General features: G+C 43.7%; 14 protein-coding genes. 1 reads left to right on the plus strand and 13 read right to left on the minus strand.

All coding sequences use genetic code 11. From position 1 onward, the window contains the following. Window positions 1-25: 25 nt before the first annotated feature. From HUW51_RS11015 to HUW51_RS11075, 13 genes are all read right to left on the minus strand, one after another. Window positions 26-811 carry a hypothetical protein gene (locus HUW51_RS11015; RefSeq protein WP_185274081.1) on the minus strand — a complete coding sequence of 262 codons (786 nt, stop codon included), beginning with the start codon at window positions 809-811 and terminating at the stop codon, window positions 26-28. Window positions 812-1,136: 325 nt separating this feature from the next. Beyond that, window positions 1,137-2,081, minus strand: coding sequence for a DUF1835 domain-containing protein (locus HUW51_RS11020; RefSeq protein ID WP_185274082.1), 945 nt, complete (start codon window positions 2,079-2,081; stop codon window positions 1,137-1,139). A 106-nt stretch (window positions 2,082-2,187) separates the two neighbouring features. Next, the gene (locus tag HUW51_RS11025) at window positions 2,188-2,922 is read right to left on the minus strand and encodes a glycerophosphodiester phosphodiesterase (protein WP_185274083.1); all 735 of its coding nucleotides are present in this window, start codon (window positions 2,920-2,922) and stop codon (window positions 2,188-2,190) included. A 408-nt stretch (window positions 2,923-3,330) separates the two neighbouring features. Then, on the minus strand, window positions 3,331-4,710 hold the full coding sequence (locus tag HUW51_RS11030; RefSeq protein ID WP_185274084.1) for a LutB/LldF family L-lactate oxidation iron-sulfur protein: 1,380 nt from the start codon (window positions 4,708-4,710) through the stop codon (window positions 3,331-3,333). A 550-nt stretch (window positions 4,711-5,260) separates the two neighbouring features. Further along, a complete protein-coding gene (locus HUW51_RS11035; protein WP_185274085.1) occupies window positions 5,261-6,514 on the minus strand; it encodes an RNA polymerase sigma factor in 1,254 nt (417 codons plus the stop codon). A 39-nt stretch (window positions 6,515-6,553) separates the two neighbouring features. After that, window positions 6,554-6,895, minus strand: coding sequence for a YciI family protein (locus tag HUW51_RS11040; RefSeq protein ID WP_185274086.1), 342 nt, complete (start codon window positions 6,893-6,895; stop codon window positions 6,554-6,556). Window positions 6,896-7,063: 168 nt separating this feature from the next. After that, complete coding sequence (locus tag HUW51_RS11045; protein ID WP_185274087.1) at window positions 7,064-7,594, minus strand: YdcF family protein; 531 nt, start codon at window positions 7,592-7,594, stop codon at window positions 7,064-7,066. 46 nt (window positions 7,595-7,640) lie between these two features. Next, on the minus strand, window positions 7,641-7,994 hold the full coding sequence (locus tag HUW51_RS11050; RefSeq protein WP_185274088.1) for a nuclear transport factor 2 family protein: 354 nt from the start codon (window positions 7,992-7,994) through the stop codon (window positions 7,641-7,643). A gap of 97 nt (window positions 7,995-8,091) precedes the next feature. Then, window positions 8,092-9,051: a DKNYY domain-containing protein gene (locus tag HUW51_RS11055; RefSeq protein ID WP_185274089.1), complete on the minus strand. Its 960-nt coding sequence runs from the start codon at window positions 9,049-9,051 to the stop codon at window positions 8,092-8,094. A gap of 106 nt (window positions 9,052-9,157) precedes the next feature. Next, complete coding sequence (locus HUW51_RS11060) at window positions 9,158-9,502, minus strand: hypothetical protein (protein WP_185274090.1); 345 nt, start codon at window positions 9,500-9,502, stop codon at window positions 9,158-9,160. Between the two features lie 140 nt (window positions 9,503-9,642). Beyond that, entirely contained in the window at window positions 9,643-11,289 is a 1,647-nt protein-coding gene (locus tag HUW51_RS11065) for a M28 family peptidase (RefSeq protein ID WP_185274091.1), read from the minus strand. 161 nt (window positions 11,290-11,450) lie between these two features. Continuing rightward, window positions 11,451-11,930 carry a 2-C-methyl-D-erythritol 2,4-cyclodiphosphate synthase gene (gene ispF / locus HUW51_RS11070; protein WP_185274092.1) on the minus strand — a complete coding sequence of 160 codons (480 nt, stop codon included), beginning with the start codon at window positions 11,928-11,930 and terminating at the stop codon, window positions 11,451-11,453. Window positions 11,931-12,478: 548 nt separating this feature from the next. Further along, window positions 12,479-13,948: a nicotinate phosphoribosyltransferase gene (locus tag HUW51_RS11075; RefSeq protein ID WP_185274093.1), complete on the minus strand. Its 1,470-nt coding sequence runs from the start codon at window positions 13,946-13,948 to the stop codon at window positions 12,479-12,481. A gap of 928 nt (window positions 13,949-14,876) precedes the next feature. Between HUW51_RS11075 and HUW51_RS11080 the strand changes: the two genes are divergently transcribed. Continuing rightward, the gene (locus HUW51_RS11080; RefSeq protein WP_185274094.1) at window positions 14,877-15,527 is read left to right on the plus strand and encodes a 3-keto-disaccharide hydrolase; all 651 of its coding nucleotides are present in this window, start codon (window positions 14,877-14,879) and stop codon (window positions 15,525-15,527) included. Window positions 15,528-15,539: the final 12 nt, after the last annotated feature.

Below are 15,539 nucleotides of genomic sequence, written 5' to 3' on the forward strand. Positions count from 1 at the left end.
GAGAAGAATGAATTAAACCAATAGCTTATTTTTCGCCCAGCATTTTTTTAATGCCCGCAATATCTACGGCATTAGCGGCGGCCATTAATTCGGCTTCATCTTTAAAATTTACGCCTTCGTACACCAGCATCGACGATTGACCCAACGGTACGGTAAGCTTGTAGCCGGTACTTTCGTCGTACTCAATTACGGCTTTGTTGCCTTTTACTTTGGTTTGCTTCCAATCTTGCTTGCCGCCGGTTGTTTGGCTGTAGCCGCCATTGGCTAAATACAGGTTTACTGCCGAAAGCATAGCCGCATTGTTAGCGATAGTGGTAGTTAATTCTTTTTCGTTGCCGTCGGTGTATTGGCGTTGAATGGTTAGGCCAACCCAACCCCAGCCGGTGCTGGTAACCTGGTCAGCTTCGGCATTTTTCTTTAAGCCCGAAATAGATTCTGGCAACGATTTTAAAATTTTCTGCCCGATTTCCATTTCTACGCCCAACATGGCTTGCTGCAAAGCCGAGCGGCTCTGCGCGTATTGGCCGGCTTTGTATTTGCTTTCGGCATCGGTTAGGTTTTCTTTTACATCCGGCGGCGTAGTTACTAAGCCCGCGCCACCTTTGTTTCGGGCCCGGCTCCCCGACGAAGAACCCGTGGAGGTAGACGTGGAGGTGTTGTTGGCATTTTTATCGGTGCCTAAAGCTCGGTTAACGGATTGCTCGGCAGCATTTTCGAGTTTTTGCCGCATTTTGTTGAGTAACTGACCGGAGGCTTGGTGCTGGAACAGGCACATCCCGGTTAAAAGGACGGATGCGTAGATAATTTTCATATGCGTGATTAATTGTGGATGAAAGGGTTAACCCGTAATGCCTATGCAAATTACTAATTTTTATGTGAATAGTAATACGTGTATATTCGTAATTTTAAATTACAAGCAATTCTGAAATTTATAAAGGTAAGACTAAACAGAAGTTGTAAGTAGTTGTTAATAAATGTTATAACTAGATAAAAACCAACCTGCTAGAAATACAACGGGGATAAGTCTGATGGGTACGCTAAGGTTTATCTATATCCTGGCTGATTGTAGGTAATAGCTTATTAGTTAATGTGGTGTAAGGCATATTGCCTTTAGTATTACCAGCCTGGGCGAATTTTTAAATTTTTACTATTTTTCCCTGAACCCTGTCCCAACGCCACAAAGAAGAAGCAGAATGCAGGTGTACGCCGCCCAGCCAACGTTCATAAGGTTGTAATTGTACGTAATCCGCTTCATCGCGTAGAATTTTAGAACCTAAATCCGTTATCACTATTTTATCACTCAAGAGCAGCAGCCCGGTTTGTTCGAAACCGCGCAAATAGTTTACAATCTGCGCATCGCCAATGCCAAACAAACTGGTTTGCTGCCAGAATTTTCCCATGAGCCCGGTAGGCGAGAGCTGATGATTTGCCGCTAGCTCCAGCAAAATTTGTTCAATGGCATTTAAACCGTTTTGCACCGACGGAAAACGGGTAATATGCGCCTGCAAAGCAGCGGGTAATAGCGGTAAGTGGCTAAAATCTTCGTTTTTTAAAAATTTAATTAAATCTTCGGGAGTTAAGGCGGCGTAAGCTTCCCAGCCCCGATGCCCCAAGGCTAAATCATCCGGCAAAAGAACTTGCCGTTTCGGGAACAAGGCGGCTAACTGAACGGGGCTTAATTCTCCCAATCCTTTAAAGGTTGGTAAATCGGGATGTTCGCCAATGCACACCAAGCTAATTTTAGTGTTACCTAAATCGCGTTGGGCAAACCAATGCAGGAGGTACAATAAATTAACTTGGCAAAGTAAATCGTGCTCGAACCAAAGTACTACCTCCTCGTGCTGCGGGTAGGTTTCGAGTAATTTTACCTCGGCGGTAACTTTAAGTACGTAGGTTACGGCATCTTCCTGGTAGGTTTGGGTAAGATAATGCTGGCGGGTTTGCCAGAAATCGGCGGGTAAAGTATGATCCACAATGGGGCCTTCCGACAGAATTTCGCGCCATACCAGGATGTTTTTACCGGGTAAATCGGTTTGCTTGAAAATGGTTGCCGTAGCATCGCCGTTTAAGATGTGCAGCATAAGGTATAATTAAATTTTTCAGGTTGCCGGTTGAGCTGAGTAATTTACGAATTTTCGGGGGGAAGAAATACCTGTTTTAGAAGCAAGAAAAAAGGATTTTTTAAAATTATTCTACTGCCAGCGTAGCGGCGGCATCACTTAAAACACCGTCTACGCCGCGGTTTACCAGTTTATTGATTTCGGCGGGGTCGTCTACGGTCCAGACGAAGGTTTTAAAGCCGGCGTTGTGCACCATTTTTACAAAGCGGCGGCTGGCAAAATATCGGTGCACGTTAATGGCCGAAGCCCGGTAGTATTTATCAAACGAGCCAAAGCGCAGGCTGGTATCAAAGTAAACGGGTACCAAGGGCAATTTGCCCACCATCAATTTATGCGTGGGTACCTGGTACTCGTTTTGCCAGATTTGTTGCAGGATTTCGTCGTGAAAAGATTGCAGCACGCACCATTCCCGGACCCGGTACTTCCGGAGCAAGCCAATAGTTTGATTTGCCAGACCCGGATAAAAGTCCTTGCCTTTTTTCAATTCAATTAAGAGTTTTTTGCGGCCTTTTACCAGTTGCAGTACTTCCTCCAGGGTAGGTACGCGTTCGTTTTTAAATTCGGGCTTAAACCAATTGCCGGCATCCAATTTTTTAATTTCAGCTAAAGTATGTTCGGCAATGGCGCCTTCGCCGTTGGTGGTGCGATCGAGGGTGGCATCGTGCATTACTACCAACTGCGAGTCGCGGGTTTGGTGCACATCAATTTCGATAAAATCAGCCGGAGAGTCCAAAGCTTTTTGAACCGCCGCTAGGGTGTTTTCGGGTGCTGTATTGGATGCTCCCCGGTGGGCCACCAGCATAACTTTTCGTTTTTGATTTACCAACCTTATTTTTTCGGGCGTATCCGGCGAACAACTGCTAAGCGCCCAGCTTATTAAACTTAACAGAAAAAGAAATTTGTTAAAAAATAGCCGTTCCCGGGTGTTCGCGTTTACACCAAAGTTAGCGTATGGGTAAAATTTAAAAAAATGTTGCGCTGGATCTGTTTGTAAGGAAAAAATTGCGTTTTTACGCCGTAACCGGAAACAAAAAAGTGCCATAAACAGATGCTCGGATTTCTTAAATTTTAAAACTTAAGGTAGAAAATTTTACCATTTGTTCAAGTAGGACCAAGGCCAGTATTTTTTAAAAATTTGTACTTTCCGGAACACAAAAAAAGCCTCCGCAAAAAGGAGGCTTTAAAGATGATTTATATAATCCGGCAGCGCTTATTTTTTCTTCTGGTATTCTTTGTACAGTTTACCAAACGATTTGGGAGCCACTTGCAAAGGTTCGCGTTTGCGGCTCCAGGTATCTTTTAAAACGTAGCGCAAGGCCATGTTTTTTAAACTGGTGGGCACCAGATCCATCATGCGCCGGTTTTTCATGGCGCGGGTCCACATTTTAAAAGTGAATTTTTCCTGGCTGTCAGCTAATCCTTCGGCTACGCTTTGCTGCCGGTTTAGCAACAACAACTCGTGGATGTTTATTTTAACCGGGCACACCGAGGTACAAGCCCCGCACAAGGAACTAGCGTAACTTAAATGTTTGTGTTCGGCCATGCCGTTGTAATGCGGCGAAATAACGGAGCCAATCGGGCCGCTGTAAGTGGTTTCGTAGGTGTGGCCGCCAATGTTGCGATACACCGGGCACACGTTTAAACAAGCTCCGCACCGGATGCAGTTGAGCGCTTCTCGTTTATCGGGTAGGGCCAGCAAATCGCTGCGGCCGTTATCGAGCAAAATCACATACATTTCTTCGGGGCCGTCTTTTTCGTGTGGTTGCCGGGGACCCGTAAAAATGGTGTTGTAAATAGTTACATTCTGACCGGTACCGCTGGTGGCCAGCAAAGGCCAGAACAAATCCAGGTCCATGATACTCGGGATCATCTTTTCGATGCCCACCACAGCAATGTGGGTTTTCGGGAAAGCCGTTGATAAACGGGCGTTGCCCTCGTTTTCGGTTACGGCTACGCCGCCAATATCGGCAATCAGGTAATTGCCGCCGGTAATGCCAATTTCGGCGGTAGTGTATTTATCGCGCAACAAACGGCGGGCCGTTAATACCAGTTGCTGGGCATCGTCAGTGGGCTGAATTTTTAATTTTTTTACGAATAAGTCCGCAATATCCTTCTTCGACATGTGCATGGCCGGTGTAACAATGTGGTACGGGCGCTGCTCGGCGAGTTGCACAATGTATTCGCCCAAGTCGGTTTCTACGGTTTCAATGCCATTTTTCTCCAGAAACTCGTTCAGGTGAATCTCCTCGGTAGTCATGGATTTGGATTTTACCACCGATTTGGCGCGTTTACGCTTCATAATCTGCCCGATTTCGCGCAGCGCTTCTTCTTTGTTCTGCGCCCAGATTACTTTGCCGCCGCGTTGCGTAAAGTTATTTTCGAACTCAATCAGGTATTTATCGAGGTTATTAATAACGTTGGTTTTAATAAATGAAGCCCGGTCGCGGGCCAGTTCGTGGTTGCTGTATTGCTGCAAACCATTTTTTACGGCCAGGTTATACTTGCCAATATTGTATTTTATAATTTTGCGATGGTTCAGGTCAAACGACTTATTCTCCGAATCCAACAAAAACTGTTTTACCTTTGTCAAAATGCTTTTTATCTATAAAAGTGAAATAGCTGATTAGTAATATAATAAATCTATTAATTTATTATACGAAAGAAAAGCTAAATTAAACAAGCCAGGATGCATTTGCAATTAATTTTAAGCGCCGGTATGTTTGCGCGAAAGGCAAAAATTTAAAAAAAAGGAAATCATCTTTATCAGTTAAAAATAAAACTCCGGATGTCTTCCGGTGTTTAAAGCAAGAAACAAACCTAGTGTTTTGCCTGGCAGGGGTTAGGTGCAATAATATAGTTGCCTAGTAAATTTTAAATTCGCGGTATTTTAAACGAAGCAATTCTTTGAATTTTTTTCGCCTTATTGTATTACGGATAAAGCTGCAAATCGAAGTTGAAAGTAACGTGTAAGGTTTTACCAAGGCTTAGATCGAATCTTATACCGAACGTAAATTGCTGCCACAAATTTTCTTTCAATTCCATTATCATAACGGGAAATAAACGAATTATCGCGCCATCTCCGGTTTCTTAAAATTTTTGCTGCTTTTACGGGCAAATTAAAAAATACTTAAAGCAGACATTTACTCGGGTTTCTCTTGCACTCGTGTTTTATTTAAATTTTGTAATTGCTGGGTAAGCTGTTCTTTTTCGGTGGTGGTTTGGCAAAGCGCAATGGCTCGTTGCAAGTACATTTTGCTTTGCTCAGGATTTATTGTTTGGTATAGCTCCGCGAGCAATATCCAATAAAAATGCGTCGTCTCTAATTTTAATTTTTCGGTTTCTTTAATTGCGGCGGGGTGGCCGTGCACCTGGGCAAAGGCATACACCCGGTTTAAAGCTACTACGGGCGAAGGTGCTACGGCCAGCAAAGCATCGTACAATTTTAAAATACCAGGCCATTTTTCGGGGTGATTATTTACGGTATGCCAGTAAGCAATGCTGGCCTCCAGGTAATACGTGGACCGGGCTGGCCATTTAGAGGCTTGCATTAAGTAGTAAAAGCCTTTTTCCATGAGTTCGGAGTTCCAACGTTGCCGGTCTTGGTTGGCGTATAAAATAAGCTGGCCGTTGGCAGCTTGCCGGGCTTCTAAGCGCGAAGCTTGCAAACACATTAAGGCCATTAGGGCATTGGTGGCGTGCGTATTGGTAAGTGGGTTTTGCAAAAGCAGGTAAGCCAGTTGCACCGCTTCCAGGCAAAGTTCTTTTTGAATAACAGTGGGGCGGTTTTCGGAATAATAACCCTCGCTGAAGAGTAAATAAATGGTGTGCAACACGGTTTGGAGCCGTTCCGGTATTTGGCTGGTGGCGGGCATTTCCAGGACCACGTTAGCAGAGCGTAGTTTTTCTTTGGCCCGTTGCAGCCGTTTATGTATAGTTTCTTTGTTAGTTAAAAAAGCAGTTGCAATTTCGTTTAAACCAAATCCACCTAAAATCCGGAGGGCCAAACATATCTGGGCTTCCGGCGAAAGCACGGGATGGCAAATAGCAAACAGCATCCGTAATTGGCTGTCCTGAATGTTTTGTTCCGACAAATCCAGCAGCAAATCGGGGGTTGCAGAAGTAGTGGCTGAAATCTCGGCGGTAAACTTATTTTTTAAAATTTTATCGCGGGTGAAGTAATTTTTTGCTTTGTTTTTGGCTACGGCATATAACCAGGCAGTGGGGTTTGCAGGAATCCCATTGTAGGGCCAGGTATCGGCGGCCTGCAAAAAGGTGTCGCTGGCAATATCTTCGGCGGTTTCTACGTGCGCCAGACCAAAGGTTTTGGTGAGCACGGCTACCAGTTTACTAAACTCCGTCCGGAACAGATGCGGCAGTAAGGTATCAGAGGCCATTATAAAAAAGCCCCGGCCAAGCGGGGCAATTAGTTTAATTTAAGAAGTTAAAATTTGGCGCACTTCCACGGTGTTGCCTTCGCCTTGTAAAATGGGAGCACCTTTGGCAAACTCAGCGGCTTCATCGGCCGAAGCCGCCTTTACAATAATGTAGCCGCCCAAGGTTTCTTTAATATCGCCGAATGGCCCATTGGTAACTACGCCGTGGTGATTTACCACTTTGGCATCGTCAAATAGCAAACCGGTGCCGCTTACAAATTTATTTTGGGCCGCAATGCTGCCCACCCAATCCATTTGTTGCTGCATCCATTGTTGCATTTGTTCCGGCGACACTTTCCCGGTGGCGTTTTCGTGACGAAAAATTAAAATAAATTCTTTCATTTTTTTAAATTAAATTGTTAGAGCATGTTGAACTACACCCTCCTGACAATCGAATTCGGGCGAAAGGGACACTGAAACGAAAATATTTAAAAATTTTAATTCGTAGCTGGTAAGTTTCTGGTTAATTGTAAAGTAGCATCCGTTTAGGAGTTAGAAATAAAACCGGAATTAGAGAACCGCAGGATGATAGTTTAATTGCAAATAGGTTATAGCCCGGCTTTCGTGTTCGTGCAGTTTGGGGAGTAAATCCTCATCCAGGTCTTTATCTGGTGCAGAAGAATAGGTAATACTGTTAGAAAATTGGGCCAGCGCTTTTCCGGCAATATACTGTACTCTTGGCACGTGAAACTCTGAGGTAACAATAATAATCTGATTAATCGCGTATTTCTGAAATACAAGCCGCGCTTGCTCCAAATCTTCTACGGTGTTGGCGCTGGTAATAGCTTCGGTTAAAAAAGCTTCCGGCGAAACTCCCAGCTCTTTAATCAAATAATTTTTGGCGTAAGTATAATGCGGTAAATTGGTTTCGTTAAAATGCGGCCCAAAGCCGCCGGTTAACAAAATTTTAAAATTGGGATGTTGGCTCAGTTCCTGATAACCTTTTCTTAGTCTGGATGTAGCTATCTCGGACAGATTACCCGCCGCATCGTTAGGCGCACCCAAAATCATAATGCAGCCCGGAACAGTAATTTCTTCCATTTAATAAGACTTATTTTATATGTCTGAAAAAGAGGCGGGTTTACGTTTATTCCGGTTCAATTTCCATCCGCCGTAACAAGCCATCCTGCAGCGTGTAAATGTGTTTAACTGTTCCATCAAAAAGCAGATTATCTTGTAGGTCTTTTACTTTTTGATGCACCGTAATTTCTAAAGTGCCATCTTGTCTTTCTTTAAAGCCGACGGGCTGCACGTTCGGGTTTATCTCGGTCCATTGTCTGGTCCAGTATTCTCGTATGGCTTGGTGCCCGCTCACGTATCCGCCTTCAAAGGCCTTGGGCCATTGCACATCCGGGTGCATGGTCGAAAGCGCCGTATCAATGTCCCTAGCGTTAAAAGCCGCGTAAGCTTTCTGAATTAAGTTTTCGTTGACTGTAGCCATCAAGATTTTTTAAAATTTGTGTTTGATGAGGGCAGTAATTAACGGCTTGTGTATGGTGCTTATCTCAAAAGGTATGCACTAAACCGTTGGTGGTTTTTTATTTAATTGTCCGACAGTGTATTCTTTCAGTTACCTTGAATAACTTTTCTAATTCAGACGGCCTTGAATAGTCGTAATGATAATATTTGTTTACGTAGCAATTGCATTTGTCATTGATTAAAGTGACACTTATGATTTTGGATTCGCCTGAATTTCTTTGTCTAGAGCTTTGTATTGAAAAGCCCTTAGACTTTAATTTTTCCACAATCATTATTTGTTTACTTTGTTCTAAGTCATAAGGCACTAACTTACTATAAATGTCTGAAAATTCTGTTGGTTCAAGCTCACAAAAGTTTGTTTTATCAAAATTAAATTCCTTGTAGCTTTCTTTATTTAAGTCTTCATCTGCAATAACCCCGAATTCGTATTTATATTCTTTATCTTCTCCGCTGTAGCCATTGATCACTTTAAATGTTTTTACATCAGCTCCATAAATTATTTGACTTCCGTTTATAACATATTGTTTTGTTTTACCCCAATCACGATCGATGGGAACAAAATCGTTAATGTCATCCAGAAATAGTGTGTCTCCACCATGAATTAATATGTTACCTGCCTTTGCCCAGGGATATTCAATTAACTCTATATCATCAGGCCTTATTCCTTTTATTGCACAGTTATTTAAATTGTTATAGAAACCAAAAAAGTAAGCTGAATCTTTATCTCTGAAAATATAATTTCCAATAAATTGGAAGGTATGAGGATCTATATTTTTAATTAGCTCACCATCTATATATAAGTGATTTTTGTCTTTGCCAAACTTGAAAGAACAATCGCAATCAAAGCTTAATATTTGGAAAGTTTTTGCGTCTGCGTGCTCAAGTAAACGCTTATTTTGACCACTTCCTTCATTCCAATATTCATAATATACCTTTTCATCCTCAACTTTGTAACCCTGTTTACAGCTAGTTAATAACAGAATTGTCAAAATTGTTAATACTAAATATCTTAATATCATTGATTGATTGGTTGTTTTATTTAATCACGCTCAAAGTACTTGTGTAAACAACGGCGAGGCTGGCGATCGAAGCTGGCGTTTATGCGTTGTCGTGGGGCGTTTTTCTTTATTTTCTGTTTATGTTATAGTAATAAGGAAACCGAGGGTTATCAAAAGGGTCGTTTTCCTCTCCAAATTTTTCTGAAATCTCTTTTGGTATATACTTTTCCAGTACATTGTAATAAAGGTTGTGGATGACTGAATAAGCTCCAGTATCTCTATTACCCATATAAGTTTCAATGTCCTTAATCGTAGGGTAATTCATTCTTTGCTGAAAAAATCTATTAAATTCTTCCATTGTTTTGTAGATGAGCATGAAGTCTTTCAACTTTATCTCAATTTTTGCTTTAGGGTCAATCGAATCTAAGCCAAATTCAATCTGTTCGTTTATTTCTTTTGATCTGTTCTTCATATTTTTAATGCCCCACAACTACCAGATAAACGGAGTTACTCCATATACCCATCTAATATAACCAGATAACTGGAATAGGACAAAAGCAAAAGGCCATTACCCGCACTTAGGTAATGGCCTTTTATTTAAAAAAATGAAGTTTATTTCTTGTTACTATCTACTTTGATGCGGTCGTCGCGGTTGGCGAGTTCCCAGGCGGTGTAGAAAATTAAACGGCCGATTTTTTCAATTTTATCGAATTCAATCTTATCTACTTCGTCGGTTTCCTGGTGGTAATCGTCGTGCACGCCGTTAAAATAAAACGCTACCGGAATTTTGTGTTTGGCAAAGTTATAGTGGTCGGATCGGTAGTAAAACCGGTTCGGGTCTTCGGGGTCGTTAAAGCGGTAATCTAGTTTTAATTGCGTGTATTGTTTGTTAGCCGCTTCGCTGATGGCGTGTAACTCCGACGATAATTTATCAGAACCAATCACGTACACGTAGTTTTTATCGTTTTCGTGTTCTTTATCCAAACGGCCAATCATGTCGATGTTTAAATCCACCACGGTGTTTTCCAGCGGGAACACCGGATGATCGGTGTAGTACTCCGAACCTAATAAGCCTTTTTCTTCGCCGGTTACAGTCATAAACAATACGCTGCGGCGCGGACCAAAGCCGTCTTTTTTAGCTTGGGCAAAAGCTTGGGCCAGTTCCATTACCGCTACGGTGCCGGAACCATCATCGTCGGCGCCGTTGTATACTTTGCCATCCTGCACGCCTACGTGGTCGTAGTGCGCGGTTACCACTACAATTTCGTCTTTTTTATCGGTGCCTTCTACCAGACCCAGTACGTTCTCGGTGGGCAGCGGCTCGCGCTTGCGGGCTAGTTTTACCTGGATGGTTTTAATCGGTTTAAATGGCGAAGCAATGGCCTGGCTGGCTTTACTTACCTGACCATGGTAGGCCATTAAATTACGGGCCGTGGCGTTTAATAAGCGGCCACCCATTTCGGGGCCGATAAAAATACCGGGTACTTCGGGCGCTTCGGCTTGTTCTTTCGGAAACTTGACGGAGGCGTGTCCGGCTACGGCTTTAATGCGGGCTACGTATTGGTTAAATTCGTCCTGCGAGGTACGGCTACTGATTAAAACTACGGCTACCGCGCCTTTTTGCGCCGCTACGGTGCTTTTCTTTTTCCAATCTGTAGACCAGGCCGAAGGTTTGCTGGTTTGCGTAATAATGGATTTACCCTGGCGGTTGGTAGGCTCGCCCACGAACATGAGGGCTACTTTGCCGGTTACATCTACATTGTTATAATCGGTATAGGCCGAGTCTTCGATGCCGTAACCCACAAACACGGTTTCCAGGTTTTGCTCGGTGGCAAAAGTCGGGTCGCCCTGCACGTAAAAATCGTCCAGAAAAGTATAGCGTTTCCCGTCGATGGTTACGTACCCTTCGTCCCAGGACGTTTTTTCGAGGTTAAAAGTTTGGTAATACGGGTTATCGCCGTCTTTTACCGGCCCAATTAAGCCATCTTCTTTAAATTGTTTCGAGATGTATTCGGCGGCCATTTTCTGGCCTTTTTCCCCGGTATCGCGGCCTTCGTATTCGTCGGAAGCAATAATGTTTAAGTGTTTCGATAAGTCGGCCGCCGTAATGGTAGCGGCATAAGTAGGAGCAGCAGCCCGCAGTTTGGTTACGTCGGTAATGGCTTTCTCTTCGGTTGCGCTGCTGGTTGCCTTTGGCTTGGAACAACTTGCGGTAAATAAAGCTGCGGCTAAAGCAAGGGCATAAAAGTGTTTATTCATTGGGTTACTTTCTGGTGGACAATAATAATGGGTACTCTAGAAATAAATTTTAACGGTGAGAAATAGAAAAATTTGAAAAATGGTACTCGGTTTAAAATGATTACTACCTGATTTACAGATTAGTTATTTGCTTAAACGAAATAAGTAAGCTTTAGATTATACTACGGTTTATAAATTAAAACGGTGGCATAAGCGGCCACTCCTTCTTTTTTACCCACAAAGCCCAGTTTTTCGGTGGTAGTGGCTTTAATCGAAATATCTTCTTCGGGCAGTTGCATTACTTCGGCCAGGCAAGTTTTCATGGCCGGAATATGCGGGTTTACTTTGGGTTCCTGCAAGCAAACGGTCGAGTCGATGTTGCTCACTTCGTAGCCGGCATTCCGGATTAATTTTAATACTTCGCGCAGTAAAATTTTGCTATCGATGCCTTTGTACTGCGGGTCGGTGTCGGCAAAATGGTAGCCAATGTCGCGCATATTGGCGGCGCCCAGTAAGGCATCGCAGATTACGTGAATGAGTACATCGGCATCGGAGTGGCCCAACGCGCCATGCGTATGCGGGATTTTAATGCCTCCGAGCCAGAAATCGAGTCCTTCGCGTAACTGGTGCACATCGTAGCCGAAGCCGGTTCGTATTTTCATGAAAATTTTAAAAATTTATTGAAAAGCAAAAATACGGATTGTTCCGGGGATGTATGGTAATATTTTACTAAATCTTGGTATAGTATAGGAATATGTAATGTCAGGTTGTTCTTTGGAGCCGGTTCCCGTCTTCATGCTGCGGTGCTATCTTGTTTGAGCAGGCTGAGTTTGCCTCGTGGCCGGCGGGCCTCGTTTAGCCAGTTCGGACGGTTTAGCGAACCTTGGCTCGTTGCACTGCGCCATGCCTCCTGCGTCGGCACCGGAACGCTAAAAGGTCCTCATGGCTAAACTGGTGTCAGTCGTACTTAGCTACAGCTTTTCTTTTAAAAGGAGTAAAATTTTAAAAATTTAAAAAATTGCCTGATACCACCAACTAACGTAAGTATGAAACCACCTGGCGCAAGTGTTAAGCAAAGCGTCACTTGTGCCCAAAGACATCAGTCAGTCTCCCGACTGACGTTTTACAAATTACCAGTTAATACCTAACACCTACTACTTACTACTTACTACCTCTTGCTACCTAAAAGTAAGGCTGAACTGTACAAAAGTTATGCTTTTTCGCCTTGGCGTAATTTTAAAATGATTTCTAATTTTTGATTGAATAAGTTGCTTTCCAGGCCGACCGGGTACACGTGCGGATTTAAGAAACGGCGAATGGTTTCGTGCAATTGCTGAACCTGATGGCGGGCATATTGCTGTATGCTGCGGAGATCGGGGTTTTGGTAAACCTGCTTGCCTTGTTTAAAAATAGGTACCAGTAAATCCTGAAAAATAGTATTATTCGCTAAAGTTTTGCGCCGGGTAACATCGTTCGGGTCGATGAGGGTACTGGAAGGTTCTGTTTCTTCGGAATAGATCATGTCGGCTAAAAAGCCTTGTTCGTTGTAAAACCGGCGTACCTGCTGAATGCCTGGCGTGGATATTTTAGCGAGTTGTTCCGATAGTTTTAATTTGTACTCCCATTGGCCGGTTGTTAAATTGCGCAGAGCCGCTAACTTGTAAACGCCACCCAGCGCCGGCTGGTCGTAGGCAGTAACCAGTTTGGTGCCAATGCCCCAGGTATCAATGCGGGCACCTTGCAGTTTTAAACTCTGGATCAGATATTCATCGAGGTCGTTGCTGGCCACAATCGAAACATTGCTTAAACCTGCTTCATCAAAAAGCCGGCGGCCTTCTTTACTTAAATAAGCCAAGTCGCCGGAATCGAGCCGGATACCAACCAACTCATGGCCTTGTTCGCGCAATTTTTTTGCTACTTTTACCGCTTTTTTAATGCCGGCAATGGTATTGTACGTATCCACCAAAAATACCGAATCATCCGGAAAAACGTCGGCATAAGCAGCAAAGGCATCTTGTTCTTCATCAAAACTCATGACCCAACTGTGCGCGTGTGTTCCTTTTACCGGAATGTTAAAAATTTGACCGGCCAATAAGTTAGAGGTAGCTCCCACGCCTCCAATAAATGCTGCCCGGCTGGCCGACAAAGAACCATCTGGCCCTTGTGCCCGGCGCATGCCAAATTCCATTACGGGGTCGCCCTGCGCAGCTTCTACAATACGGGTAGCTTTGGTGGCTACCAAAGTCTGGAAATTTATAATATTCAGCAAAGGCGTTTCTACGAGTTGGCATTGCAAGATAGGTCCGGAAATGCGCAGCAAAGGTTCGTTTGGGAAAACCACGGTACCTTCCGGAATGGCAGCCACGTCGCAGGTAAAGCGCATTTGTTCGAGATACGCTAAAAAACCGGCTTCGAACAAGGGCTGGTTTTTACTGCCGCGTAAACTGCCCAGGTAAGCCGTATCTTCTGGGGTAAATTGTAAATGCTGCAAAAAATCAATGGCATCGGCTAACCCCGCCGCCACCGTATAACCGCCATTAAACGGGTTCTTCCGGAAATACAGATGAAACACGGCTTCTTGTTCGGCCAGTTTTTTTTTCCAGTAGCCCTGCGCCATGGTGAGTTGATACAAATCGGTGAGAAGGGCTAAAGATGGACGAAAACGGTCGGAGATATGCATAAGATCGTTTGATTTTTTGTTGCAGGTTCGTACGGGGGTAAAGGTAGTTTGGTTAATGAATTCGTAAAGTAGAGGGATTTCTTGTTTTTATTTTTAATCTATGGCGCGGATTTACCTCTGTTATTTATAAATTAAATTCGTTAGTATAACAGCGGTTATTGTTTGTATTGCAAGTTAATTCTCGTTCGCATAGCTGCGGCTATTGCTTTAATTGCTTTGTGAAGTTGTTTCATTGCTGAGGTATTTATTCTTTTTGTCTATAAATACCCTTCCGCCTACGGCACCTTCCCTAAAAACAGGGAAGGAGATGCGGGTATTCTGGAATACATGAAATATCCTAACGCTAAAAATTCGCTGAACAACGGAACAGTTTAGCGTTAATGCTTGCACCAGGAACGGCTACTTGTTGCATTGCTGGCAAGTAAAATTTTAAAAATTTAAAATTCGATACCCTCGCTGGCGCGAGCGTCTCGCTCGTGTCTAAAATGTGGTAGGCCTCTGGCCGGGCGAACCGATAAGCAGTAGTTAAAATTCAATCAGCTACAAAACCCCAACCGGCTAGAGGCCGGACGATAAGCATCACGAGCGTGGACGCTCGCGATAGTATGTGATGGATTAAGAACATAAAAGTCCCCCTTTGGAGGGGGTAGGGGGAGGATTTATGCTCTCAAACATATTCTGACAAATTCTACCTGATAAATACTCTTTGGTAAATGTAAAAAAAGCTCCCCGCCTTGGCTAAGGAGGGGTTGGGGGTGGTTGATTCTTATACTAATCTACGCAATTAACTAATTAAAAATGAGAGCCTACGAGCAGGCGGGTTTGTTCTTAGATTTTTAAATTTTTGACGGGTAAATAGCGCTGGTTTTTTTAATTTAAGGCAGTGGTTTTTAATTGCTATCCTGCTTATGAATTTTTGACCAGTGTCATGAAAACTAGAAAAATTATATACTGCTTCAGCCTGTTAATCTGGCTGTTTTACTGGGGTAAACCTGATGTATTTGCCCAAAATCCCAACGCCAATAAAAAAGATAAACAAACGTTTACCAGTTTATTCGATGGGCACAGTTTACGGGGCTGGCACCAAATACCGGGCGGTAATTGGCAAGTGGTAAATGGCGCCATTGTGGGTACCAGCACCAAAGACGAAAAACGGCACGGTTTACTCGTGAGCGACAAGGTTTACAAAGATTTCACGGTTAAGTTAAAATTTAGACCCATAACCGGTAACAGCGGCTTTTACTTTCGTTGCGAAGAAACTAATGACGAGGTAGGGGTACATGGCTTTCAGGCCGAAATTGATCCGGAGAAAGATGCCGGGGGCTTGTACGAAACCGGCGGGCGCGAGTGGGTGGTGCAACCCAAACCCGAAGACGTGAAACGCTGGCTCAAGCCTGGTTTATGGAACGATATGACCATTATTGCCCGCGGCGGCAACGTGGTAGTATTTATTAATGGCTATAAAACTGCCGCGGTCAGTAATGATCCGGGGCGTACAGAGGGCCACCTGGCCTTGCAACTGCACGGCGGCCAGGATATGGACGTGCTGTTCAAGGATATCCAGATTGCGGAAGAATAAGATTTTTAAAAA

The sequence above is a fragment of the Adhaeribacter swui genome (assembly GCF_014217805.1).
GTDB lineage: Bacteria > Bacteroidota > Bacteroidia > Cytophagales > Hymenobacteraceae > Adhaeribacter > Adhaeribacter swui.